A 25612-nucleotide genomic window follows, 5' to 3' on the forward strand; every position below is an offset into this window, starting at 1 on the left:
CATTACCAGCAAACCGGATCGGTATCCATTATTTCAATCTGGGCCAGCTAAAAGTCATCCCGGAGATTATCACGATGATTATATTTGCCGGTTTTGCATACTTCTACATGAGGCAGCCTCTAAAGCTGGATTACCTTTGGGCTGGATTCTGTCTAGTCGGCGCAGCTTATTTCATGTTTCGGGAAGGCTTACCCCATACCTGAAATTAACCGGAAGCTTTCTCTCCTTCTCCGCAAGTAGGTTTGGCCGGCAGGTGAAAATACGGTCCAGTTTGCTAATCGGTCATAAAAAAATCTGTGGACTTTTTCTGATATTTTGTTGATAATTGGCCGGGGCATTCAGCATTGGGATGGTGATGTTTAGGATGGGCAGGGTCGTTTGTAGCTTCTTGAAATGTTGCACGCCTTCTTTTTCCCGTCCATTCAACTGTTCAAACGGAAATCCTTAGCATCTAATTGCCATTTGGTGATCGTTGAAGTATAAGGAACATGGTTTCGCTAATGAGGGGAATATTTCTATGCAATCCATGCCTATAAGAATCTTCCTTGTCCTGTTTATATTTGCTTTAATCTACCCATCTTTATTGATTGCCGAACGAATACAACCGCCGCCTGATATCAAGAGTGGCTCGCCCACGCCGCCTGAAATCCCCAAGACCAATGCCAACCAGAAGGAGTCGGCAGAAGTCTTACCCGGATTGATTGCTTCCCCGGAGCGGCGGACAGCTCTGGTGATCGGAAACAGCAGTTACGATACCGGCAGCCTCAGAAATCCTGTCAATGATGCTGACGATATGGCCGCTTCTCTCAAACGCCTCGGTTTCGATGTTATCTTGAAAAAGAATGCCACACAGCAGGATATGGAAGACGCAATCCGCAACTTCGGCGATCGTTTGAAGAAAGGCGGCGTCGGCTTGTTCTTCTATGCCGGTCACGGAGTCCAGATCGCGGGAAAGAACTTCTTGCTTCCCATCGGGGCCCGTATTGACAGGGACACGGACGTCAAGTATCGAGCCATGGATACGGATATGGTGTTGGATGAGATGGGCAATGCCGGCAATCCCATGAACATCGTTATTCTTGACGCCTGTCGTGACAATCCTTTTGGTAAGAGTTTCCGGACCGCCTCCCGCGGCTTGGCAATTATCTCCTCTGCGCCTCGTGGGACTTTAGTGTCTTATTCCACAAGTCCCGGTAACATAGCAGCGGATGGCGGAGGTCGCAATAGCCCATATACTGGATATTTGATGAAGCATATGGTGACTCCCGGACTGCCCATTGAAGAGGTCTTCAAGAATGTGAGACAGGACCTTGGTCGACAGACGGGGGGGAAACAGATTCCCTGGGAGTTGTCCTCCCTTGAGGGGCAATTCTATTTCAATCCACAGGGAAATAGGCATAATAACCTACCGTATGCTACTTCCTATGCGACGAGATCAGCTTCGCAAACTGAACCTGATAAGTTGGCACGGCTTGAGGCGGCCATAGCAGCAGCAGAAAAGTGGCTTCCTATGGTTGACTCAGGGAATTATGGGCAAAGCTGGAGAGAAGCGGCTGGATACTTCAGGTATGCTATAAATGAAGAGAAGTGGGTCCAGACTATTAACGCAGTAAGGAATCCATTGGGTAAGCTGATAGCAAGAGAAGTCCAAAACACTACATACTGGACGTCTTTGCCTAATGCCCCGGAGGGCGAATATATAGTCATCCAGTTTAAGACCTCCTTCGGAAACAAGAAGTCAGCAATCGAAACGGTTACGCCGATGTTTGAAAAAGATGGTATCTGGAGAGTGTCAGGCTATTACATTCAATAGAAGAGCTAATGGGATGGCCGGGGGGGGGCTCCCCTAACCCACATAGCACCCAGTATGCTGATCATCACAGGCAGGTATTTTTGCTAAGGACAGCTTCCTGAAATGTATTACCAGGCAATTTCGACTGACATACATGCTTTCAAGTGGCAATATGTGGTATCACAATTGTAAATTTTCTTGAAAAAGACTTGCTTTTATATTGTTAAAAAGCTCCGAATAGAGCCATTCCATCAGGTTAGCACTGGGGGCTCAACTGATGTCGAAAAAAATCTCATCATTTACCATTCGCATTTTTATGGTTTACTTTATCCTAACTGTGGCCTTGGCGGTAAGCGCTCAGGCGGCTGAATACCAACTTGGGAAAGCAAATGTGAAGGTTGATGGGGCCGTCACACTGGGAACGGCCATGCGAACTACCAGTCCAGATCCACGATATATGAATATTGTTAACGCCGCTTCAGTCGGCCAAATTGGAGCCAATATCGGCGGACGTAGCCTTGATGATTCAAAACTCAATTACAAAAACGGTGATATCGTCTCGACGGTCCTTAAGGGGGTGGTGAGCGCCGATCTTAGTTATCAGAAGTTGGGTGTCTTCGCTCGGGTTAGAGCCTGGTCTGATTATACCCTCAATAATTCAAAGGTACCTTACGGAAACGAACCTAACGGTTATGCCAAAAACAAACCCTTGAGCGATGATGGATTTGATTCTTATGGAAAATTTACCGGTATCGCCCTTGGGGCGGGCTATCTTTATGGTTCCTTTGACTCCATTGGAGAAATAAAGTTGGGTTATCAGAATATGAATTGGGGCCTACCCAGTATGTTTCGTAACGGTTTGTCGGCCATAGACCCGCTCGATTGGAATGCCGTAATTCGACCAGGGGCCTTGCCTGAAGAAATGAAAATACCGATTCCGGCCATCTCCGCCAAACGCAATATCGGGTCGGCAATTACTGTAGAAGGATTTTATCAATTCGCTTTTGTACCGAACGAAGCGGTCGGTTGCGGACAGTTTTTCGCGAAATGCGACTTTTTCGGGCAAAATTCGTGCAATATGATGACGAGTGGTCCCGTTTCGCTTACTGACGCCCAACTGATAGCTCAGGGATATTTCTTAAATCGTGGCGCACACAAGCTCCCAACCAATCCCAATCAATTCGGGATCGGCTTGACCGCTAAGAGCACGGGCCTTCAAACTAATTTCGGCCTTTATTATGCAAATACCGATAATACCAGTCCCGTATACAACGTGATGAAAGCAGCTCGCACCAGCCCATTCGTTCCTTTCAACCCCGATGGGATGAATGCTGCCTTTTTTATGGACTATCCTGAAAACGTGCAATCCCTGGGTTTAAGCTTCGACACCCGTCTAAAGGATCGGGAACTGAGATTTTTCGGACAACTGGTCTATCAACCCAACGCAATTTTTAGGTTTAATCCCAATGACTTGACGAGCGCCAGCTATAGCAATACAACTGCTTCATTGCTTCGCCAGACTTATAACAATGTGCCGTTAGGAGGGTTTTTTGATGGCTATGACCGTCACCAAATTTACCAAGTATCTCTAGGCACACAAAAGACTTTCCGGTCGGTACTCGGGGCTGACAGCTTAGCCATAGAGGCCGAATTTGGGGCCAAGTATGTTCCTGACCTTCCCGATAGCACTGAAGTGCGTTATGGGCGACACGAGTCTTTTGGACTGGGTCCGGTCCCCGGCTTTGCCTGTACCGACAATGGTACCGGTACAGCCTGCAGCAACGCAGGATACATTACGAATGCATAGTATGGTTACCGTCTACAGGCTTCCTTGACCTATCCGAATGCTTTCACCGGAGTGGATATAATATCATCGGTTGTCTTTGGTCATGATATATCCGGGTATGATAATGAGGAAGTATTTATTGAAGGGCGCCAATTCCTTCGGCTTAGTGCACGCGCCGCATATATGAAAAAGTACTATATGGAGTTGCAGTATGTGCCTCAGTGGGGTGGCACTTATAATGTGTACAGCGATCTCTCTTATGCTTCTTCAAATATAGGTATGAGATTCTGATTTAAAACTCTTATTTATTTGAGAAACAAGAACAAAAGGAAAACAGCCGGTTCACCCTGCGCTATGTCATACGATGGCAATAGGCAGAGGGCAAAATTGTCCTCTAACGTATAGCATGAAAGGCCAAGAATTGGAAAAAAATGCTTCCATGTCATCCTACAGAAGCCATTCTCCCGAAGAGACTTGGTCACCTAGGTCCGGGAGACCTTGGATAGTGAAAGGAGCATAGGCCTATGTCATGGTCCTCCATCGTGTACATAGCTGCCTCGTACACCGCCTCTTTAATCACACTGCTTTTGGCCGTTTACGCCTGGCGGCACCGCGATACCGCGGGCGCAACGGCCCTTGCCGGTGTGATGCTGGCGCTGACAGTGCGGATGGTGGCCTCTGGGCTAAGAAGCATCAGCACGCCGGAAATGTTCATGTACTGGTTTCGCCTGGGCCTTCTCGGCATGGCGACAGGGCCGGTTTTCTTTTTTGTCTTTGTCCTCCAGCGCAGTGGCTACGGGTGGTGGTTGAGTCGGGGCCGCATTGTCACGCTCTTTGCGGTGCCCTTTCTCACAATGGTACTGAACTGGGCGCCCACGCTGCAGCACCTCTTCGTAAGAGAATCTGGCTTGGGTTTCCGCGATTCGATGCTGTATTGGAAGGGCGCAGTGGTCTTCGGGCCCTGGTTTTGGGTGTACAGCTTTTACAGCTTTTCGCTGGTGATGATCGCTCTTGTCTTCGTCGTGATTACGGCGATCCGCTTCCACCTGTATCGGATGCAGGCCATTGCGATACTCGCAGCCGCGATCGCACCGACTGTCGTCAGCGTCCTCCTTGCCTTTCAAGCTTTGGCCTTTGCCCAATATCTGGTTCCCTGGGCTCTTACCTTTACCGGCGTGATCCTGGCCTGGGCGACCTTTCGCCACCGCCTTCTCGATGTGGTCCCAGTGGCCCGCAATACGCTGGTAGAGATGATGGGCGATGGGATGCTGGTTGTGGACACCCAAGGTCGCGTGGTTGACCTGAATCAGGCGATGCAGTGCTTGCTAGCCGGGACGCTGCCTGCTGGCGTTGCGGCCAATCAGGTAATTGGCCAGCAGGCGTCGCAGATTCTGGCCCCGTGGCAAGAGGTGGTGGCTTCCCTGGACAAAGAAGGGAAAATCCAGTTTGTGACGATTCTGGAAGAGCACGGGAAGCTCCGGCACTTTGACGTTCAGCTGGTCCCTCTCCGCAGCGGCCGCCTGGTAGTCTGGCACGACATCACCGCGAGCAAAGAGTCCGAGGAAGCGCTGAAGCAGAAAGAAGCAGAGCTGCGTTTGAGAAATCTGCTGTTAGCAACGCAGCAAGAGGTCTCGATAGACGGGATTCTGGTCGTTGACGAAGTCGGGACGATCATTTCCTATAACCAGAAATTTATCAAGATGTGGGGCATCCCGCCAGAGGTCGCCCAGTCCCGTTCCGATGAACAGGCATTACAGTCGGTGCTTGACAAAGTTGCGGATCCGGATGGTTTTCTGGCAATAGTCAAATACCTGCATGCCCACCTCAACGAGATCAGCCAGGACGAGATTGTCCTCAGAGACGGCAGGGTCTTTGATAGGTATTCGGCACCCATGATCGCGAGCGACCACAAGTATTATGGGCGGGTCTGGTTTTTCCGCGATATCACCGAACGGAAGCAGGCCGAGGCCCAGAGGGGTGAAGCTGCCGAAGCGATGCGCCAGAGCGAAGAACGCTACCGTCGGCTGGTAGATTTTTCCCCGGAGCCCATTGTCGTGCATCAGGGCGGCGAGGTGATTTACGTGAACACGGCCGGCGTCAAAGCCATCGGGGCGTCCCGGCCGGAAGAGCTGATCGGACAACCCATCAAGAAATTTATACACCCGGACTTCTACTCCCTGGTTGAGGAACGTTTGCGACGGATTTATCAGGAAGGACAACCCACCGAGTTTTTCGAACTCCGCTTGCTCAATCTATCCGGGCAGCCACTGGATGTGATCTTGGGCAGCACCCTGACCATCTATCAGGGAAAAACGGCGGTGCAAACATCCTTCCAGGAAATAACCGAGCGAAAACGGATGGAACGGGAGATTCTCGCCGCCAAAGAGGTCGCCGAAACTGCCACCCACGCCAAGAGCATCTTTCTGGCCAACATGTCGCACGAGATCCGAACGCCCATGAACGCCATTCTTGGCTTTGCCCAGCTTATGCAGCGGGCCCCTGATCTCTCAGAGCAATCGCGTGAGCACCTCAATATCATCAACCGTAGTGGTGAACACCTGCTGGCACTTATCAATGACATCCTGGAAATGTCGAAAATCGAGGCAGGGCGGGCAGTTTTTATCCCGATCACCTTGGACTTGCATTCTCTCCTCCATGACCTCGAGATGATGTTCCGAGTGCGGACCGATTCCAAAAAGCTGCGGTTCCTGTCGGAGAAAATTGGGGATGTCCCTCGCTGGGTAATTACAGACGAAGGGAAACTCCGCCAGGTGCTCATCAACCTCTTGGGGAATGCCGTAAAATTCACTGAGGAGGGCGGGATCGCCTTGCGTCTCCGTGCGGTAGCCGAAAAGGAGCACACGATAGCACTTCGGTTCGAGGTGGAGGATACGGGTCCGGGCATGGCCGAAGAGGAAATCGGTCGTCTGTTCCAGGCATTCGAACAGACCAACACCGGGATCAAGAGCGGCGGTACAGGGCTTGGCCTGGCATTGAGCCGGGGATTCATCCAGATCATGGGGGGATCCATCTCGGTGACAAGCAAGATTGGAAAGGGAACCACATTCCGATTCGAGATTCCAGTCCGAGAAGGCAAAGAGGAAGAGGCGCCACCAAAAGAGGCAAAAAGACGCGTGCTGGGTTTAAGGCCCGGCCAGAGCGAGATCCGGGTTCTGGTCGCCGACGACAGGGAAACGAACCGTCGTCTTTTGTCGCAGTTGCTTGAGGTGGTAGGATTTCCGATACGGGAAGTCGTCAACGGGGCGGAAGCGGTTCGCATGGTCCATGAATGGAAACCGCAGGTGGTTCTCATGGACATGACCATGCCCGTTATGGATGGCTACGAAGCCACACGGAAGATCAAGGCATCGCCCGACAGCAAGAATACGGTGATCATTGCCGTGACGGCCAGCGTCTTCGAGGAAGACAAACAGCGGGTCTTAGCCGCAGGAGCCGACGGCTACGTGTCGAAACCATTCAAGGACACCGAGCTTTTTGAAAACATCGGTCGGCTGACCGGAGCGGAGTACCTGTATGAAGAAGCAGACGGTAGTGAAAAGGCTGCAGAAACAGCGGACGATGAGACCCTGATGCGCAAGAGCGTTGCCGCGCTGCCCACCGACCTTGTCGGCCAACTGATTCATTCCGTTGAGAGAGCTGACCTCGACCAATTGAACGACCTTGTTGGAACGCTGATCACTGACCATCCAACGCTTGCGAAGCGGATGCGAGAAATGGCCACCCGGTACGAATATGAAGCATTGATCGAGCTTTTATCTTCAGGAGCATGACCCATGACTAACGTAAGCTGTAGTGATTCGATCCAAGGCAATATCCTCGTGGTGGATGATGTCCCCGCCAACCTGACCCTTCTCACAGGCATCCTCAAGGAAGAGGGCCATCTGGTGCGGCCCGTTCCCAGCGGCAAGCTGGCTCTCAAGGCCGTGGAGATCGAGCCGCCCGACATTATTCTCCTTGATATCATGATGCCGGTCATGGACGGATATGAAACCTGCCGTCACCTGAAAGATAATCCGAAAACAAGAGACATACCAATCGTCTTCCTGACTGCGAAGACTGAAGTGGAGGATGAAACGAAGGGTTTCGAACTGGGTGCGGTTGATTACATTACCAAGCCGATCAGCCCGCCCGTGGTACTGGCGAGGGTGCAAACCCATCTGCGGTTGAAAAGGATGCAGGATTCTTTGAAGGATCAGAATCAATTTCTGGATGCAGCGGTGCAGAAACATACCAAGGATCTTGTCGCCGCCCAGGACAAGCTAGGATACCTGATCCAAACGGGGCTCGAACTCGGACTGGAACATGACCGCATTGCGCTCCTGCGCAAGATCCTTTTCGGCGCCAAGACCCTGCTCAATTGCGATGCCGGTACGCTCTACATGGTGACGGAACACAATACGCTACGCTTTGCCCAACGTACAAAAAGCGACGATTTGTCGTCCTTCGAAATTCCTCTTTACGACGAGGCTGGCGCCCCTGTCGAACGCTTCATGGCCACCTGGTGTGCACTGCACAACGAGCCTATCATCGTAGATGACGTGTACAGTGAAACCAGGTTCGACGTTTCCGGCGCCAAGAAGATGGATGCCGAATCGGGTTACCGCACCGTGTCCATGCTGACCGTGCCGCTCTCACCACGCGAGGGCGAGGTTATCGGGGTTATGCAATTTATCAATGCCCTTGATCCCGAGACCGGCAAGGTGATTCCCTTCCCGCCGGAACTGCTGCGCTTCGTTGGGGCCATGGCCGCCCAGTCGGCAGTGGCACTCGACAACTTCCAACTCCTCGCTGAATCCGAAAGACGATTAAAAATAACTAAAGCTTATACGAGAGATTCGTTGGTGCGCATTATTCAGGATGGGGGTGATCCAACATCATACCAACCAAAAGAAATAAATATTGCTGTCTTTTTCAACGACATTCGTGACTTTACTAGTTTTTCCGAAAAAATGCCTCCTATTGACGTCGTAAAGTTCTTAAATACATATTTTGATATGATAAATGAGATTATCATTCGAAACCGTGGAGAAATTGATAAGCTTATAGGCGATTGCGTTATGGCGGCGTTTGGAGATCCGTTGGACGCTGTCCGTGCAGCGATTGAAGCAAATCGCGCGCTCAATGAATACAATAGAAAACGCGTCGAACAAAATCTAAGAATCGTTAAAACAGGAATTGGCATAACATATGGTAGCGTAATTATAGGCAATATTGGTTCAGCCAGTAAATTAGATTACACGCTTATAGGCGATACGGTAAATACTGCATCACGCTTAGAATCGTTGACAAAGCATTATGGTGTTTCAACAATATTGTCAGATGATCTTGTTAAATGTTTGCATGGAATATCTGATGTCAGGTTTTTGGATATTGCTCTAGTGAAGGGCAAAAAGGAGCCGATAAAAATATATGAATTATATGAACAGAAGACCGATCAAATAAAAGATATTTACAAACGCATACAGCCGGAGCTCGATCGAGCATTTCATCTATACTATGTTGGAGAAATAGACGAAGCCTATGAATTATACTGCAAAATAGCCAAACGCATAGGATCTTTTGAAAGTTGTGCAAATGAGATTATAGACCCGGCACTCATTTTCTATAAGGAAAGATGTGAAAGAATCCTTAGGGAAGCTCGATCCGGCCTTATTAATATGAAATTGTGGAATGGAGTATACGAGTTCAAGGATAAATAGACGTCGCATTTCCCAAGTCCACAAATCCACGTCTTATTCACCTCAAAAATAGATGTCGCCATATTCAACTGTACAAACGGAAATCAGTAGAGTTGGCTGATGCGCACCACCCAACAGTAGTAGGTGAATAAAATAAGCTGACGTGGCTTTTTGGATGAGCATTACGGGTTATAAGCTGCTACAAAATCAAAACATCCTCGATTATTGACTTCAATAAAAATAACAGATGATGCAACCAACTTCGAAAGAATCCATTACGGCAATATCTTTGTGTAGCACATTCATGATTTGATTCGCCTCCAGGCGATGAGTTTCATGCTATAACAATATGCCTGTAGTTACATGCAAATATGTTTGTCGATCCATGCTCCTGTTGCCAGGAATTAGCTGGATATCAGACATCAGCAGCCATCACGCCCCGTCAAGTCCGCTTCTTTCCGCTTTTTGATACCAACCGGCCGGGTTGGTAAGATATTCTTCAGTGTCTTTGAGAGAAGAAAAGTGTTCCTGCTCAATGCTGGCCAGCAGAGCAAAAAAAGCCTTTTCCCGTGCTTCGGTTGACTGGTCACGGAGGCGGGAATAGAAGGCTGCCCCTTGGGCCTCAAAATCGATGGCCGTCCGGATGGCCTGGAGGTCGTCGGCATCGCCGGCCGGAGTATTGGCGGCTTTTTTTACAACTGCTTTCAAGACGTCTTTGACGGTCGTTCCCTTCACCTGCAGAGGAACGGTAGCCGGCCATTTTTCCTGTTTTTTCCAGATCTCGGAGAGTTGCTGCAACCGCTCGTAGTGCTCCAGTTCCTCGGCCGCTATCTGCTGAAACATGGCCTTGCCGACGGCATTGGCCGTTCTCCGGGCATTATTCAGGTAAAACTCATGTTCCCGCATCTCATTGGTCAGCGCTACCTGCAGGGCATCCAAACGTTCTTCCATATCTTGCCTCCTTGATGCTTTTTTATTTTGTATGACCGAAGCCGCCTTCACCACGGGCCGTAGCCGCCAATTCATTTTTCGTCTGCCAGGCTACCCGGCAGACCGGGTGGACAACCATCTGGGCCATGCGTTCACCCCGGCGGACGACAAAAGGATCGCGCCCATGGTTGATCAGGAGCAGGCCCACTTCCCCGCGGTAGTCCGCATCAATGGTGCCGGGGCTGTTGACGAGCGTGATACCGTATTTGATGGCAAGCCCACTCCGTGGCCTGATTTCGGCCTCGAAACCGGGCGGTAATTCGATGGCAATCCCTGTCGGTATGATCATCCTCTCGCCCGGAGCAATCGTCGTGTCCGACCGGACGGCCGCGCAGACATCCATCCCGGCGGCCTGCGCCGTCATATAGCAGGGCAAGGGAACGTCCTCCTGACCAGGCAATTGCCGGATAGGGATAAGAAGTTCTTCCATCATGTCAAATATCCGGTAATGTCTCTTTCCTTGATCCTGCCGATGGCGGCCACGGAAAGCACCGCCGGATCAAAAAGCTCCGCGGCCAGATCGCGCACCTCGGCACTCGTTACCGCATCAATATTTGCGGTCACCTCCTCGGCGGGCACATGGCGCTGGAAATAAACCTCGTTTCTGGCCAGGCGGGACATCCGGTTATCCGTGCTTTCCATACTCAGCAGGAAATTTCCCTTGAGCATTTCCTTGACCGCCCGTAGTTCATTCTCCTCCAATGGTCTATCTTTAAAACGGCGGAAGGCATCCAGAATAATGTTCATAACCTCCGGGATTTTTTCGGCATCTGTCCCTACATACACGCCCAGCAGCCCTTCCTTGGTGTAGGACGTCAGATAGGACTGTATTTCATAGGCCAGGCCCCGTTTTTCCCGGACTTCCTGAAAAAGCCAAGAGCTCATGGAGCCGCCCAGGATGGCATTCAAAAGCATGCCGGCGTGCCGCTGGGGACTCACCGCCGAGGGCGCCGGCACACCTATTACCAAGTGCACCTGTTCGAGATCTTTTTCCAGGACCGAGGTCCGGGCCGCGACGACGGGCGCCACAACTTCCTTTTCCGTGACATCTCCGGACAAGGCACCAAAAGCAGCGGTGGCCATCTCCACGAGCTCCTCATGCTTCAGGTTGCCGGCCGCCGTCAGGATCAGTTTATCACCCCGATACCGGGAATTGAAGAAGTGTGCCAAGGAGGTCCGGTTCATCGCTCCTACTCGCTCCTTCGTGCCGAGAATGGGCAGCCCCAGCGGGTGACGACCCCAGAAGAGGGCATCGAAAAGTTCATGGATATACTCGTCTGGTGAATCTTCCACCATGCTGATTTCCTGCAGGATAACTGATTTTTCCCGGGCGATCTCCGCTTCGGCAAAACAGGAATTATTGAAGATATCAGACATGATATCTATGGCCAACGGGAAATGATAATCCGGTATCTTGAGGTAGAAAGAGGTTAATTCCTTGCCCGTAAAGGCATTCATCACCCCGCCCACAGAATCTATCGCCCAGGCAATATCAAAGGCGGACCGTTTTTCCGTGCCCTTGAAAAGCATGTGTTCGATGAAATGGGCCGTGCCGTTGGTATGTGCATCTTCATGGCAGGAACCGCACCGTACCCACATTCCTATGGATACGGAGCGGACATGACTGATATCTTCGGAAATGACACTGATGCCGTTATCCAAAACGGTCTTATTTATCATCAGCTCCCAAAGCATCCTTTCTGCTCAGGCGGATCTTGCCCTGTTTATCTATCTCCAGGACCTTGACCATCACCACGTCACCTTCGTTCAAGATATCGGTGACTTTATTGACCCGTTCCTTGGCGAGTTGAGAAATATGAACCAGACCTTCCGTGCCGGGCATAATCTCCACGAAGGCCCCGAAATCAACCACCTTCTTGACCGTACCGGAGTAAATCTTGCCTATCTCCGCATCCTCCGTCAACCACTTGACCATCTGTACCGCACGGAGGGCCGCCTCGGCGTCACTGGAGGCAATCGTCACCGTGCCGTCATCCTCCACATCAATGGTCACCCCCGTTTCACTGATAATGTGGCGAATATTCTTGCCGCCGGAGCCGATCACATCCCGAACCTTGTCCGGTCTAACCTTAACCGTCGTAATGCGGGGGGCATATTTGGATATGTCGGGCTTGGGAGCCGCAAGGGTTTCACAAACCTTGCCGAGAATAAAAATCCGGCCGTCACGCGCCTGGTTAAGAGCGGTGCGGAGAATATTTTCATTCAGACCGTCAATCTTGATGTCCATCTGCATGGCCGTGATCCCTTTATTGGTGCCGCAGACCTTGAAATCCATATCACCGGCGTGATCTTCATCGCCCAGGATGTCGGAAAGAACCACCACTTCGTTGCCCTCTTTCAGCAAGCCCATGGCAATGCCGGCCACCACACCGTGCACCGGAACGCCGGCATCCATCAGGGCCAGGCAACCGCCGCATACCGAGGCCATTGATGACGACCCGTTGGAGGAAAGGATTTCCGAGACAATCCGGATGGTGTAGGGAAATTCTTCTTTGGAAGGCAGGATGGGCAATAAGGCCCTTCTCGCCAGTGCGCCATGGCCGATTTCTCTGCGTCCCGGTCCGCGCAGGAATTTGGCCTCACCCACCGAATAGGGGGGGAAATTATAGTGCAACATGAAGGTGCGCCGCTCCTCACCGCTCACATAGTCCATGCGCTGTTCGTCGGACCCGGTGCCCAATGTCAAGACAGCAAGGGCCTGTGTTTCGCCGCGCGTGAAAAGGGCCGAACCATGCGTCCTTGGCAACAGTCCCACCTCGGAACTGATGGGTCTGATATCGGTACTGGACCGGCCATCAACCCTTCTCTTCTCCTTGATTATCATTTCCCGCAGCACCTGCCGCTCCAGTTTATCCAGGGCCTTGGCCGCCGCGGCTTCCAGGGCGCCGTCGGCCGACGCCATGGCCTTAATGACCAGTTCTTTGATCTCCGCCAGTTTCGTGTAGCGTGCCTGTTTCTGCGGCGTACTGAAGGCATCTTTTAAACCGGCGAGGGCCAGGTCGGAGACCCTGGCCAAAACTTCGCTGTCGAGCGTCGCCTCGGTAAAGATGCGCTTCTCTTTTCCGATCTCCGCGCGCATCCGGTCCTGAAGCAAAATAACCGGCCGCAGATTCTCCAGGCCGAAGTTGATGGCATCTACGATCACATCCTCTGCTACCTCCTGAGCGCCTCCCTCGAGCATGACCAGGTTGACGTCAAAATCCCGTCCGTCCGTGCCGGGCGTAACCTTTCTGCCTACGAGGAAAAGATCAAGTTCGCTTTTCCCCATGGCCTCGGCCGAGGGATTACAGACAAAAGCTCCTTCCACCCGCCCGACGCGCACTCCCGCAATGGGCCCCTTGAAAGGGATGTTCGATATTTCCAGGGCGACGGAAGCGCCCAGCATGGCTGCTACATCGGAACCGTTATCGTTATCGGCGGAAAGCACCGAGGCGATAACCTGGGTCTCCGAACAATACCCTTTGGGAAAAAGGGGCCGCAGGGAACGGTCAATTACGCGGGACATCAATGTTTCCCGTTCGTTGGCACGGCCTTCCCTTTTAAAAAAGCCGCCCGGAATCTTTCCTGCGGCATAGGTCATCTCCTGATACTCCACGGTCAGAGGCAGGAAATCAACACCCTGCCGGACAGCCGTTAAAGACACTGCCGTGACCAGCACCACTGTGTCACCATAGGTCACCAGCACTGCCCCGTCGGCCTGTCCGGCCACATAATTCGCCTTTACGGAAATGTTTCTCCCCGCAAAGTCCGCACTGAATACATTACTCATCTATTATTTTTACCTCTCTTTTTAATTCAGGAAAAAAGAAACAAAGCTAAACGGATCATTAAGGCTTTTCACCTTTCGTCCGGTACCGCCAAGTTCTTATCCATTCCCTACTTCCGGAGCCCCAGTCGCGCAATGACACTTCGGTATCTTTCCAGATCCTTGTTCTTCATGTAATCAAGCAGTCTTCTTCTCTGCCCAACCAGCTTTAAAAGGCCTCTCCGGGAATGATGATCTTTCTTGTGTATCTTGAAATGTTCCGTCAGATACCCTATCTTGGCGCTCAGGAGCGCAACCTGCACTTCGGGAGAGCCCGTATCTGTTTCATGCAATCGAAACTTGGCCATAATCTCCGCTCTTCTATCCGCATCCAACACCGCTTTATATCCTCCTTTACTTTTCTGCTGCGTTTGACAACATCGCCTATTTAATGTTCCCGCAAATTGTGGCAAGGCCAGATCGGCACACGCCATCGAATTCACTCGCTATTGAACACCCTCAGTATCTCAACCGCCCTTTCCTGACCCGCCAGTGCCGGCAAATTATCGGACTGGTGAAGCATCCTCGCAATGGCGACGAGGTGACGTTCTTGCTTTAACCTTAGCACATCTCCGGCCGCAAGAAAAGGAATATGATCAGGAAACAAACTATCAAAGACCGGCTGATATCCCTGCCTGATTTTTTCCGCCAACTGCTTGTCCACCGTTATCACCGGCAAATGCGGCAAGGCGTCGCCCAAGGGGATCAGATGCGCCGCCAGCGCTTCTTTTCTGCCCGGCTCTACCATCCCGGCTAAAGCAACGGCCTCCCCTTCTGAAAAATGGCCGCTTTTTGTCCGCCGCAATCCGGCGAGACAGGCCCCACACCCCAGCATTTCCCCAATTTCCAGACACAGGGAACGGATATATGTCCCCTTGGAACAGGCCACATTAAAGGTCACATAGGGTAAAGTAACCTCCTCCAGGACAACGCGGGAAATCTCGATAGTCCTGGGCGGCGAAACAATGTTTATCCCCTTCCTGGCCCATTTGTAAAGCGGCTGCCCTTGATGCTTAACGGCCGAGTAGGGAGGCGGGACCTGCTGCCTTGTTCCAACAAGGGAAAGCAGCGCCCGGGCAATATCCACCCTGTCCACACTGGGGCTTGCTTCCGCAATTATTTTCCCATCCACATCGTAGGTGTCCGTAGTCACACCCAGCAGCACGGTGGCCCGGTATTCCTTCCGGTCCAGGTTGAAAAACTGGGCCAGTTTGGTCCCCTCGTTGATGCAGACGGGCAGCACTCCGGTGGCTAAAGGGTCCAGTGTGCCTGTATGTCCCACCTTTTTCGCACCCAGGATTTTTTTGACGTCCTGAACTACAGCGTGCGACGTCTTCCCTGCCGGTTTATCAATGACAATGATGCCGTTCATAGCACCGTACTAAGAGCATCTATCACCTGTCGCTGGATGTCTGCGAGGGGACCGCTGATCTGACAGGCCGCCGCGTTCGTGTGTCCCCCGCCGCCGAAGCGCCGGGCAACTTGCTCCACATTGGTTTGCCCTTTCGAACGGAAACTCAGCTTATAATCATTCTCCTCCAGCTCCAGATAGAGAATTGATACCTGGACTTCTTTGATGGTACGCAGGATATCAACAAAACCTTCGGTATGCTCGGATTGGGCTCCCGTGGCGGCCAGGGACGCGCGAGAAACAACCATGGAGCCTACCTTGCCGTCCAGATCGAGGGTCAGGGTCGCGAGCGATTTTGTCAGCAGCCTGATCCTTTCCAACGGGCCATTGTCATAAATATTTTCCGAAAGCCATTGGGGGTCCGCCCCATTTTCCACGAGATTAGCGGCGGCTAGGAGAGTTTGATTTTTCGTATTCCGGTAGCAGAAACCGCCCATATCGGTCATAATGGCGGCATACAGATTATTGGCCACATCCTTTGTAACCGGGGCACCCATTTGCCTGATCAGGCGGTAGATCAGCTCTCCCGTGGAGCTGGCTTCGCGATCTATGTAAACCACCTCGCAGAACCCTCCGTTGGAAACATGATGATCTATATTGATGATCCGCGGCATCCCACCGATTGCCGCGGCCGGTGCGCCAATCCGCTTCAGATCGCTGCAATCCAGCACGAAAACAACATCGTATTTTCCGGGGTCCCGGAGATTTTGCACAATGCTGCCAGCTCCCGGTAAAAACCGATAGCTCTCGGGCGTTTGATCCTGATTATAGATCAGGGCTTCTTTGCCCAAACCGCGTAGCGTGTGATAAAGCGCCAATTCCGAGCCCACAGCGTCCCCATCCAGCCTGACATGCGAGGTAATGAGGAAGGTCTCGTATTGGGCGATCAACTCAATTATCCGGGGCAGCATCTTGCTCTCCAATCTCGGCCAGCAGTTTTTCAATGCGGCTGCCATAGGCAAATGATTCATCGGGCGTAAAGATGAGATCCGGTATATGGCGGATTTTCAGTCGTTTGCCGAGCTCACGCTTCAGGAAGCCCTTCGCCTGATCGAGACCATTTTGGGTTGCCGGGGCACAGGTATCCTGGCCCATTTCCACAAAATAAATCCTGGCCAGCTTCAGATCGTCAGTCATCTTGACGCCCGTTATGGTCACAATGCCGATCCGCGGATCTTTGATCTGCCGGAAAATTATATCCGCGAGCTCCACCTTGATGAGATCGCCAACCCGGTCGGACCTTTTATAGTTAGCAGTACCTGCCTTCCTCATAATTACCTGTGGTTATAGCTTTCTGGCCACTTCTTCATTCATATATGTTTCAATGATATCTCCCTCCCGGAGATCATTGTAACCTTCTATGCCGATGCCGCACTCAAAGCCCGCCGCCACCTCCCGGCTGTCATCCCTTTGCCGTCTCAGGGAAAGAATTACTCCGTCATACACCACGACGCCGTTTCTAACCAATTTAAGCGGCGAACTCCTCACGATCTTGCCATCCAGAACATAACAGCCGGCGATGGTCCCGATTTTGGGCACCTTGAAGAGTTGCCTGACCTCGGCCCTTCCCTGCACGACCTCACGGTAGATGGGTTCCAGGAGCCCTTCCATGGCGGCCTTCATATCGGCAATGACATTGTAGATAATATCATAAAGCTTGATCTCCACACCCTCCTGCTCGGCCACCTCGCTGACCCGGCTGTCGGGCCGCACATTAAAGCCGATAATGAGCGCATTGGAGGCGGAAGCGAGCATGACGTCGGTCTCGGTAATGGCGCCGGCGGAAGCGTGGATGATCTTTAATTTTACATCGGCCGTGCTGAGTTTATTCAAGGCATCCGTCAGGGCCCCAATGGAACCCTGCACATCACCCTTGATAATGACATTGAAGGCCTTAACACCCTCCTTGATCTTCTGGTACAACTGCTCCAGCGTGATCTTGGAATATTCGGAAAGCTCGCGCGCGCGCTCTTTTCTGATCCAGTACTCGGCAATACTGCGTGTTTTCTTTTCATCCTCGAGACAGATAAATTCCGTGCCCGCCTGCGGGACACGGGAAAAACCGATGACTTCCACGGGGATGGCAGGCCCCGCCTCTTTTACCCGCTTGCCGGAATCGTTAATCATGGCGCGCACCCGGCCAAACTCGCTCTTGGCCACAAAGGCATCGCCCTCCCGCAAGGTGCCCTCCTGAATCAGGATGGTGGCCACGGGCCCCCGGCCCCGGTCAAGCTTCGCTTCGATCACGACGCCGCGGGCAAAACGATCCGGATCGGCCTTCAGATCCATGATATCGGCCTGCAAAAGGATCATTTCAAGCAGTTCTTCGATACCCAGCTTCTTTTTGGCCGATATCTCACAGAAGATGGTATCGCCGCCCCAGGCCTCCGAAAGCAGGTTATATTCCGTCAATGCCTGTTTAATTTTTTCCGGATCGGCGCCCGGTTTATCAATCTTGTTGATCGCCACAATAATGGGAACACCGGCCACGCGCGAATGGTTGATGGCCTCCACGGTTTGTTCCATGACCCCGTCATCGGCAGCCACTACAAGCACTACGATATCCGTCACCTTCGCCCCTCTGGCCCGCATGGCCGTGAAGGCTTCATGACCGGGTGTATCCAGAAAAACTATGTCCCGGTTTTTGATATGCACATGGTAGGCGCCGATAGCCTGGGTGATCCCGCCGGCCTCGCCCCCGATAACATTGGTCTCTCTGATGGCGTCTAAAAGTGATGTCTTGCCGTGGTCAACATGCCCCATCACCGTCACGACGGGCGCCCGTGGCTTCAGCTTTTCCGGAGATATCTCTGCCTTCTGTATCTCCTCATCATAGTCCATACCGGAAGGTTCTACCTGATAACCGAATTCGGTAGCAATCAGGGTGGCCGCATCGCAGTCTATGGGCTGATTGATGGTCGCCATCATGCCCAGGGCAATCAATTTATTGATCACTTCACTGACCTTGACGCCCATCTTTTTGGCCAGCTCGCCGACACTGATCGTCTCGCCTACCTTGATCCTTCTCTTAACGGCCTTAGGTACGGTAATGGCCGTTTTCTGCATCTTGACGACGGCTTTTTTCGTTTCCCTCCACTTGGAGGGTCGCTCCTCGGCATCGGTATCATCGCGCTTGGTCTTTTTCTCCACACTTCTTTTGATGAAAGCCCTTTTCTTGACGGTCGGCTGATCTTCCATCAACACTTCGACGGGCGCTCTCGCCTTTTTCTTGTTCTTATCCTCAAAGGGCGGCGCCACAACCGGCTTAGGAACCGCTAACCCTTGTTTGGGGGCGGCGTCTCTTCTCGGTTCCTGAGGTCGGGACGGGAATTGAGGCTTGGACGCGGTGCGCGGAGGCAGGATGGCCGGTCCCTTGCCTTTACCCGGTAACGCCTGATATAAAGCGGGTGCCGGTTTCACGATGGTTGCGTGCGGCGTCTGGATCTGTTTCCCCTCCTGGGGCAAAGGCTTGACCGTGGCCGCATCGGTTGACAGATTGCTTTCAGGCACGGCCGCTCTATTTGCTGCCTCTTCCGGAGGCTGGACACTTTCCAGGGGCTGCGCCGTAGCTTCGCGCAGTGACTCCGTTACTTTTGTCCCGGTTTCTTTTCTGGCCGTTTTCGGGGAGGCCTGCGCCACCGTCGCCGGCGCTTCTTCTTCCTTCTTGTCGGTCACCGGCGCTACGACGTCGGCTACCGCCACTTCAGGTTCTTCCACGGGCATCTGCACGGAACGTCTTCTGATGACCGAAGGTTTTACTCTTGTTTCCTCAGTCTCATGGGGTTCGCCTTTACGTAAGAACCGCGTTACTCTTTCCACATCACTATCTTCCAGGGAGCTGGAGACAGACTTGACGCTCACGCCCAATGTTCCCAAGTGATTGATAAGATCTTTATTTTCGATGCCGAGTTCTTTGGCCAGCTCATATACTCTTTTTTTGGTCATTACTAAACTCCCCGTAACCACGCCATATAATCTCTACAAATATTATCCACACCACGCTGCCTTGACTGCCTTTACTTTTTTTCGAAAACGGTTTTACTCCGCCGCCGGGTTTGTCGCCGGTGGATCCTCTTTGAAAATCAGTTCCGCTGCCGGGTTTGTCGCCGGTGGATCTTCTTTGAAAATCAGTTCCGCCGCCGCCAGGCTACCGTTAACTTCATTATTTTCCCCCGCTTCATCAGCGCTGGCCACGGCTTCACTTTTCACATCAATCTTCCAGCCCGTGAGTTTGACAGCCAGCCTGACATTCTGCCCGTTTCTGCCGATGGCCAGCGACAACTGATCATCGGGAACAATCGCCAGCATGGCATGGTTATCCTCATCCACAAAAACCCGGTTAACCTTGGCCGGCGAGAGGGCATTGCACACATACTTGGCCTGATCATCAACATAAGGGACGATGTCAATCTTCTCGCCCCGCAATTCCTGCACCACGCTCTGCACCCGGGAACCTCTCATACCTACGCAGGCGCCAACGGGATCAATATCCTTGTCCTTACTCCTGACTGCTATCTTCGACCTTTTGCCCGGTTCTCTCGACACACTCACAACTTCTATCAGCCCCTCGGAGATTTCCGGCACCTCGACTTCAAAAAGGGCTTTCAGAAAGGCCGGATGGGTCCTGGAAAGGATAATCTGCGGCCCCTTGGATATCTTTTTCACCTCGAAGAGATAGCAACGCACCCTTTCGCCCCGCTTGTAAACCTCCCGGCCGATCTGCTCCGTCGCCGGAATCACCCCTTCCGTCCGACCCAGGTTGACAATGATGTTGCCGCCCTCAAATCTCTGCACGAAACCATTGACCAGTTCACCTTTGCGGTCCTTGTATTCATCGTAGATGTTATCCCGTTCGGCATCCTTGACCCGCTGAATGATGATCTGCTTGGCCGTCTGCACGGCCACCCGGCCAAAGGTATTGGTATCCACTTTCATGCCGAGACTATCGCCTACCGCCGCTTCCTCATCATATTCCAAGCGTGCTTTTTCAATGGGTATCTGCATCTCCGGATCGGTAACCTTGGCCTCGACAGTCTTAAACTGAAAGACCTCAATTTCTCCCGCTTCGTCATTATAGTGGGCTTCTATCTCCACACGAGGTCCCAGTTTCTTGCGGGCCGCAGTCATCATTGCCGCTTCCAATGCCTCTATTATCACGCTTTTGTCTATACCCTTGTCCTTACACATCTGCTCGATCAGACGTTTAAGTTCTGGAAACATTATTTAAATCCTCCGTTGTCGTTGGTCATGATTTTTTCAAGCTATTTATACACCAAATGTGCCTTTGTCACCTTATCCCTGGGGATACGGCGGATCGTACCCATAACATCTACGAGCAGCACCCTGCCCCCGTCCTCATCAACAAAATCAATCAGTTTCCCACGAAAATTCCGGCTGCCATCAAGCTTTTCGTCCAGCCGGACCGCTATCTCGGCGCCCCGATACTTGAGAAAATCCCGATCCTGATCCAGGGGCCGGTCCAGACCGGGGGAGGAGACCTCCAGCGTATAGGGACCGGGCGGCACATCGTGGACGTCCAGAAGATCGCCCAACTGATTGCTTACGGCCGCACAATCATCAAGGGCAATACCGCCCTCTTTGTCTAAGTAAAGTCGTACCACCCAGCGGGACTTCATCTTCAGGCATTCGACCAGAATCAGCTCCAGGCCTTCCGCCTCCACAACCGGCCCTGCCAGTTCCCTGATTTTATCCTCGTAGGCCCGTTGCGCCATGGAAATGTCTCTCTTTTCAATCCCGCTAAGCGGGATAAGAAGGTTTACGCAGTTATTTTCCGCCAAAAACGCAGAGAATAACTGCTAACTTTCTAAAAAAAAAGTGGGCAGAAGCCCACTCATCTTTACAGCACGATGATTTTGGTGGTTGCTAACATACAAATATTATATATGCAAGCAAAAATTAAGATGGATACTACTTGTTCTTCTTTTCCTGTTTGGCCAGCTTCTTTTCCTTGGCTGATTTGGCCGGCTTCTTTTTAGCGTCTTTCTTGGCGTCCTGTGACTTTGACATAAATACACCCTCCTGAATGATTATTTGATTAAATTATATTACCGCCGCGCGCAAAAAGCAACAGGTTTAACAAGTTTAAGTAAATGCAGTAAATGGGAACGATTCTATTTTTCGGCCGGGGGACAGCAAAGGTTACAGTTCCAGCGTGACAATGTCCGGGTGGTTGTGGTAGGAAGAAGCTGAAAACGCACTTATCCCATTTATCGCGGTTTGACACGCCAAGGAGGACGAATATGCCCATCTTCAAGGATGATCTGACGATCGCACTGGCCGGCGAGGCCGGTCAAGGCATTCAAACTATCGAAGCGCTCCTGACCAGCCTCCTGAAGAGCGGCGGTTATCACATTTTCGCGACGAAGGAATATATGTCCCGGGTCAGGGGAGGGATGAATTCCACGACGCTGCGGGTTGCCTCGCGGAGGGTGACCGCGCTGCGGGAAACAGTTGACCTTTGCATACCCCTGCACCGGGGAGCTATTCCTCACCTGAAGCGCCGTCTCACCGAAGAGACCGTGATCATCGGCGATCAGGAAAAAATTGGCTATCGTCCCATGATTGATGTCCCCTTTACGAAGATGGCCGTGGAAATGGGCAACAGCGTCTACGCCAACACCCTGGCTGTCGGAGTATTGGCAGGCTTGCTGAAGATAGACCGGGAACAATGCCGACAGTTCATGGCCGGGTATTTCGGCAAAAAAAATGAGGAGATCAGAGAGAAAAACATCGCGGCAGCTCAAAGGGGCTTCGAAATCGGCGCCGGGCTGGCGGAAAAAATTGTCATCGAGCTGGTCCGGGATGCCCCCGTGACGCAGGAAGTCATGCTGTCCGGCGGGGAAGCCGTGGCTCTGGGGGCCTTGGCCGGCGGCTGCAACTACCTTTGCGCCTATCCCATGTCGCCAGGCACCGCCGTCCTGACCCACATGGCCGCTTACGCAAAGACGATTGATGTCATTGTGGAACAGGTTGAAGATGAGATCGGGGTGGTAAACATGGCTATTGCGGCCTGGTACGCCGGCGCCCGGGCTATGGTGACGACCTCCGGCGGCGGCTTTGCCCTGATGACGGAAGGGGTGAGCCTGGCCGGCATGATTGAGACGCCGCTCGTGGTGCATCTGGCCCAGAGACCGGGACCGGCAACCGGCCTTCCCACGCGCACAGAGCAGGGGGACCTAAACCTGGTTATTTATGCGGGACATGGTGAATTTCCCCGTATTATTCTGGCACCGAAGGACATCGAGGAGGCCTTTTTCCTTTCCCAACAAGCCTTCAATCTGGCCGATAAATACCAGGTCCCGGTATTTATTCTTACCGATCAATACCTGATGGATACCTATTATAACCTGCCCTGCTTTAAGATGGATCATTTAACCGTGGAAAAGCACTTCGAACGGACGCGGGCAGATTACCAGCGCTTCCGCTTCACAGACTCCGGCATCTCTCCACGCGGCGTGCCGGGGTTTGGCGAAGGAATCGTCTGCGTAGATAGCGATGAGCATGATGAAGGCGGCCATATTACGGAAGATAGTGATGTGCGGGTCAAGATGGTTCAGAAGCGTCTCAGAAAAGCCGCAGTGGTCAAAAATGCCGCCCTGCCTCCTGCTTTTACCGGCGCGGAGGGTTACGAGACCTTGATTGTGGGATGGGGTTCCACCTATCCGGCGCTGGCCGAGGCGCTTTCGAAGATAGGACGGCCCGCTCTTGCACATCTGCACTTTTCCTGGGTTTACCCACTGCCGGAAGAAACGGCGGACTATTTGCGGAAGGCCAAAAAAATTATCGTAGTAGAGGGAAATGTTGCCGGGCAATTCGCGAATTTATTGAAACTGGTGACGGGGCGGCAAATTGAAAGCATTCTGAAATACAATGGCCAGCCTTTCTCTGTTGAGGAGCTGGTCCGGGAAATAAGCGCCAGGTGTTAGAGGTGAGGTGTTAGGAGTAAGGAGGTTTGCTATGGCCGAAAACAAATTTGATTTTCCCCATAAAATAGACATGGCCTGGTGCCCGGGTTGCGGCAATTTTTCCATCCGCCGCTCCCTGCTGGCGGCGCTGGACGAGCTCGGTGTTGCCAGGGAACAAGTGGTACTCGTTTCCGGCATCGGCCAGGCGGCCAAGATGCCCCAATATATAAACACCAATTTTTACAATGGGCTGCATGGCCGCGCACTGCCAGCGGCGACGGCTGTCAAGGCCAGCAATCCGGGCCTGACGGTTATTGCCGAGGGCGGCGACGGCGATATGTACGGGGAAGGCGGCAATCACTTCCTGCATGCCACAAGGCGCAATCCGGACATTGCCCTTTTTGTCCATGACAACATGATCTATGGCTTGACAAAGGGGCAGGCCGCGCCCACCACCAGAGAGGGCATGGTGACTCCTGTCCAGACGGCCGGGGTCTTTGAAAAACCTTTAAATCCCGTGTCCTTAGCCGTGGCGCTGGACGTTCCCTTTGTTGCCCGCGCCTCCTCCGCGGATTGGGAGCAGACCAAGGAGATCATGAAGCAGGCGATCATCCACCGGGGTTTCTCGCTGGTAGATATTTTCCAGCCCTGCATTTCCTTCAACAAAATCAATACTTCCCAGTGGTATAAAGATAATTCCTATTACCTTCAGGAGGATTACGATCCCACGAACAGGACCGCGGCCCTGGCCAAAGCGCAGGAAGAATCCCCTTTCCCCCTGGGGATCATCTACTCGAATAGCGCACGCATCCCTTTTGAGGAGAATCTGCCGCTCTATGCCCATGACAAAAGGCCGCTTTACGAGCGGGAAAGGGCGCCGGATAAAATCGCGGCGATACTGAAGTCCCGGGTATGAATTTCACTCTTTCGAAAGTCAAGCTTTACCGGCTGAGCCGACAACCGCTTCGTTCTTGTGCTTGTACATTTTGACGAGTTCGTCCCGGGCAGGACCTAAGTATTTTCTTGGATCGAATTCGCCCGGCTTGGTCGCGAAAACTTCTCTAATCATGGCCGTCATGGCAAGTCTTCCGTCCGAATCTATGTTTATTTTGCAAACCGCGGAAGCCGCTGCTTTTCTCAGTTGCTCTTCCGGAACGCCTACCGCATTATCCATTTTGCCGCCGTATTTATTTATCATCGCGACATATTCCGGCATTACCGAGCTCGCGCCGTGCAGAACTATCGGAAAGCCGGGTATCCTTTTTTCTACTTCCGCGAGAATATCGAATCTTAAGGGCGGCACAGACTCTCCCGGCTTGAGTTTAAACTTGTAGGCGCCGTGTGAAGTCCCTATGGATATCGCCAAACTGTCCACGCCGGTCTTTTTTACAAAGTCCTCAACCTCTTCCGGACGGGTATAATGGCTTGTTGCATGGCTTACTTCGTCTTCTATGCCGGCCAACACTCCCAGTTCCCCTTCGACGGTTACATCATACCGGTGCGCGTATTCCACGACTTTTCTGGTCAGAGCCACGTTGTCCTCATATTTGTGGGCGGAACCGTCTATCATAACAGACGAAAAACCGCTTTCTATGCAGGAAACGCAGAGTTCATAAGTGTCGCCATGATCCAGGTGCAGCGCCACAGGAAGATCAACCCCCGCCGCCTTAATGATCTCCATGGCGCCTTTGGCCATGTGCCTGAGAAGTATCTGATTGGCGTATTTTCTCGCGCCGCTCGATACCTGTAGAATGAACGGCGATTTCGTTTCTATGCACGCCGTCACAATTGCCTGCAATTGTTCCATATTGTTGAAGTTATAGGCAGGTATTGCGTAAGTGCCTATCATTGCTTTCGCGAACATCTCTCTGGTGTTGACCAGGCCTAACTCTTTGTAAGAGACCATATTTTTTCCTTTCTGTGCTTAGTTTTCCGGGGGACATAGATTACCGGCAACTCTTCTTCCTTGGACATGTATGTCCTCCATATCACAATTCTGGATGAAAAGAACATCAATGATTACGTTTTGCCCGCACTTTATTCCACGACTTGGTGATAACAAATGTAAATCCGCAGGGGTCCGGTAGCGGGAAATTGCCCTTGATTTATCGTGCAGATTCATCAATGAAAATGCCAAACTTGATGGATGTTATGTTTTGAAGACTGACTTATCGGATGCGGCC

General features: G+C 52.2%; 18 protein-coding genes and 1 pseudogene. 7 read left to right on the forward strand and 12 right to left on the reverse strand.

Translation table 11 applies throughout. The features are described 5' to 3' along the window. The 5 genes and pseudogenes from NT140_01880 to NT140_01900 form a co-directional block, all read left to right on the forward strand. Window positions 1–203: DMT family protein (locus tag NT140_01880; protein MCX5830636.1), on the forward strand; the 203-nt coding region annotated here is incomplete at its 5' end. 314 nt (window positions 204–517) lie between these two features. Next, entirely contained in the window at window positions 518–1813 is a 1296-nt protein-coding gene (locus tag NT140_01885) for a DUF4019 domain-containing protein (protein ID MCX5830637.1), read from the forward strand. Between the two features lie 295 nt (window positions 1814–2108). Further along, a pseudogene (locus NT140_01890) lies at window positions 2109–3869 on the forward strand (DUF1302 family protein). 233 nt (window positions 3870–4102) lie between these two features. Next, the gene (locus tag NT140_01895; protein ID MCX5830638.1) at window positions 4103–7369 is read left to right on the forward strand and encodes a PAS domain S-box protein; all 3267 of its coding nucleotides are present in this window, start codon (window positions 4103–4105) and stop codon (window positions 7367–7369) included. 3 nt (window positions 7370–7372) lie between these two features. Then, a complete protein-coding gene (locus NT140_01900) occupies window positions 7373–9298 on the forward strand; it encodes a response regulator (GenBank protein MCX5830639.1) in 1926 nt (641 codons plus the stop codon). Window positions 9299–9709: 411 nt separating this feature from the next. Here NT140_01900 and NT140_01905 read toward each other — a convergent pair whose 3' ends face one another. From NT140_01905 to NT140_01955, 11 genes are all read right to left on the reverse strand, one after another. Beyond that, on the reverse strand, window positions 9710–10228 hold the full coding sequence (locus NT140_01905) for a ferritin family protein (GenBank protein MCX5830640.1): 519 nt from the start codon (window positions 10226–10228) through the stop codon (window positions 9710–9712). Window positions 10229–10250: 22 nt separating this feature from the next. Further along, the gene (dut, locus tag NT140_01910; GenBank protein ID MCX5830641.1) at window positions 10251–10697 is read right to left on the reverse strand and encodes a dUTP diphosphatase; all 447 of its coding nucleotides are present in this window, start codon (window positions 10695–10697) and stop codon (window positions 10251–10253) included. Beyond that, window positions 10697–11947, reverse strand: coding sequence for a pitrilysin family protein (locus NT140_01915; protein ID MCX5830642.1), 1251 nt, complete (start codon window positions 11945–11947; stop codon window positions 10697–10699). The genes dut and NT140_01915 overlap by 1 nt, the downstream gene beginning before the upstream one ends. Then, the gene (locus NT140_01920) at window positions 11937–14057 is read right to left on the reverse strand and encodes a polyribonucleotide nucleotidyltransferase (protein MCX5830643.1); all 2121 of its coding nucleotides are present in this window, start codon (window positions 14055–14057) and stop codon (window positions 11937–11939) included. Before NT140_01920 ends, NT140_01915 begins: the two co-directional genes overlap by 11 nt. 107 nt (window positions 14058–14164) lie before the next feature. Beyond that, window positions 14165–14431 carry a 30S ribosomal protein S15 gene (gene rpsO, locus NT140_01925; protein MCX5830644.1) on the reverse strand — a complete coding sequence of 89 codons (267 nt, stop codon included), beginning with the start codon at window positions 14429–14431 and terminating at the stop codon, window positions 14165–14167. 101 nt (window positions 14432–14532) lie between these two features. After that, entirely contained in the window at window positions 14533–15465 is a 933-nt protein-coding gene (gene truB, locus NT140_01930) for a tRNA pseudouridine(55) synthase TruB (protein ID MCX5830645.1), read from the reverse strand. Beyond that, window positions 15462–16415: a bifunctional oligoribonuclease/PAP phosphatase NrnA gene (locus tag NT140_01935; GenBank protein MCX5830646.1), complete on the reverse strand. Its 954-nt coding sequence runs from the start codon at window positions 16413–16415 to the stop codon at window positions 15462–15464. Before NT140_01935 ends, truB begins: the two co-directional genes overlap by 4 nt. Beyond that, window positions 16396–16776 (reverse strand): 30S ribosome-binding factor RbfA, encoded by a 381-nt coding sequence (rbfA, locus tag NT140_01940; protein MCX5830647.1) that lies wholly within the window; start codon window positions 16774–16776, stop codon window positions 16396–16398. Before rbfA ends, NT140_01935 begins: the two co-directional genes overlap by 20 nt. 12 nt (window positions 16777–16788) lie before the next feature. Continuing rightward, the gene (gene infB / locus NT140_01945; GenBank protein MCX5830648.1) at window positions 16789–19449 is read right to left on the reverse strand and encodes a translation initiation factor IF-2; all 2661 of its coding nucleotides are present in this window, start codon (window positions 19447–19449) and stop codon (window positions 16789–16791) included. A 93-nt stretch (window positions 19450–19542) separates the two neighbouring features. Continuing rightward, entirely contained in the window at window positions 19543–20724 is a 1182-nt protein-coding gene (nusA, locus tag NT140_01950; GenBank protein MCX5830649.1) for a transcription termination factor NusA, read from the reverse strand. Window positions 20725–20765: 41 nt separating this feature from the next. Further along, a complete protein-coding gene (locus NT140_01955) occupies window positions 20766–21236 on the reverse strand; it encodes a ribosome maturation factor RimP (protein MCX5830650.1) in 471 nt (156 codons plus the stop codon). 528 nt (window positions 21237–21764) lie between these two features. Here NT140_01955 and NT140_01960 point away from each other — a divergent pair. Next, a complete protein-coding gene (locus tag NT140_01960) occupies window positions 21765–23450 on the forward strand; it encodes a 2-oxoacid:acceptor oxidoreductase subunit alpha (protein ID MCX5830651.1) in 1686 nt (561 codons plus the stop codon). Between the two features lie 31 nt (window positions 23451–23481). Further along, complete coding sequence (locus NT140_01965) at window positions 23482–24345, forward strand: thiamine pyrophosphate-dependent enzyme (protein MCX5830652.1); 864 nt, start codon at window positions 23482–23484, stop codon at window positions 24343–24345. Between the two features lie 18 nt (window positions 24346–24363). On the opposite strand, the gene NT140_01970 is transcribed toward NT140_01965, so the two are convergent. Beyond that, a complete protein-coding gene (locus tag NT140_01970) occupies window positions 24364–25335 on the reverse strand; it encodes a class II fructose-1,6-bisphosphate aldolase (GenBank protein ID MCX5830653.1) in 972 nt (323 codons plus the stop codon). Window positions 25336–25612: the final 277 nt, after the last annotated feature.

This window comes from Deltaproteobacteria bacterium, from assembly GCA_026388415.1.
Taxonomy (GTDB): Bacteria; Desulfobacterota; Syntrophia; order Syntrophales; family JACQWR01; genus JAPLJV01.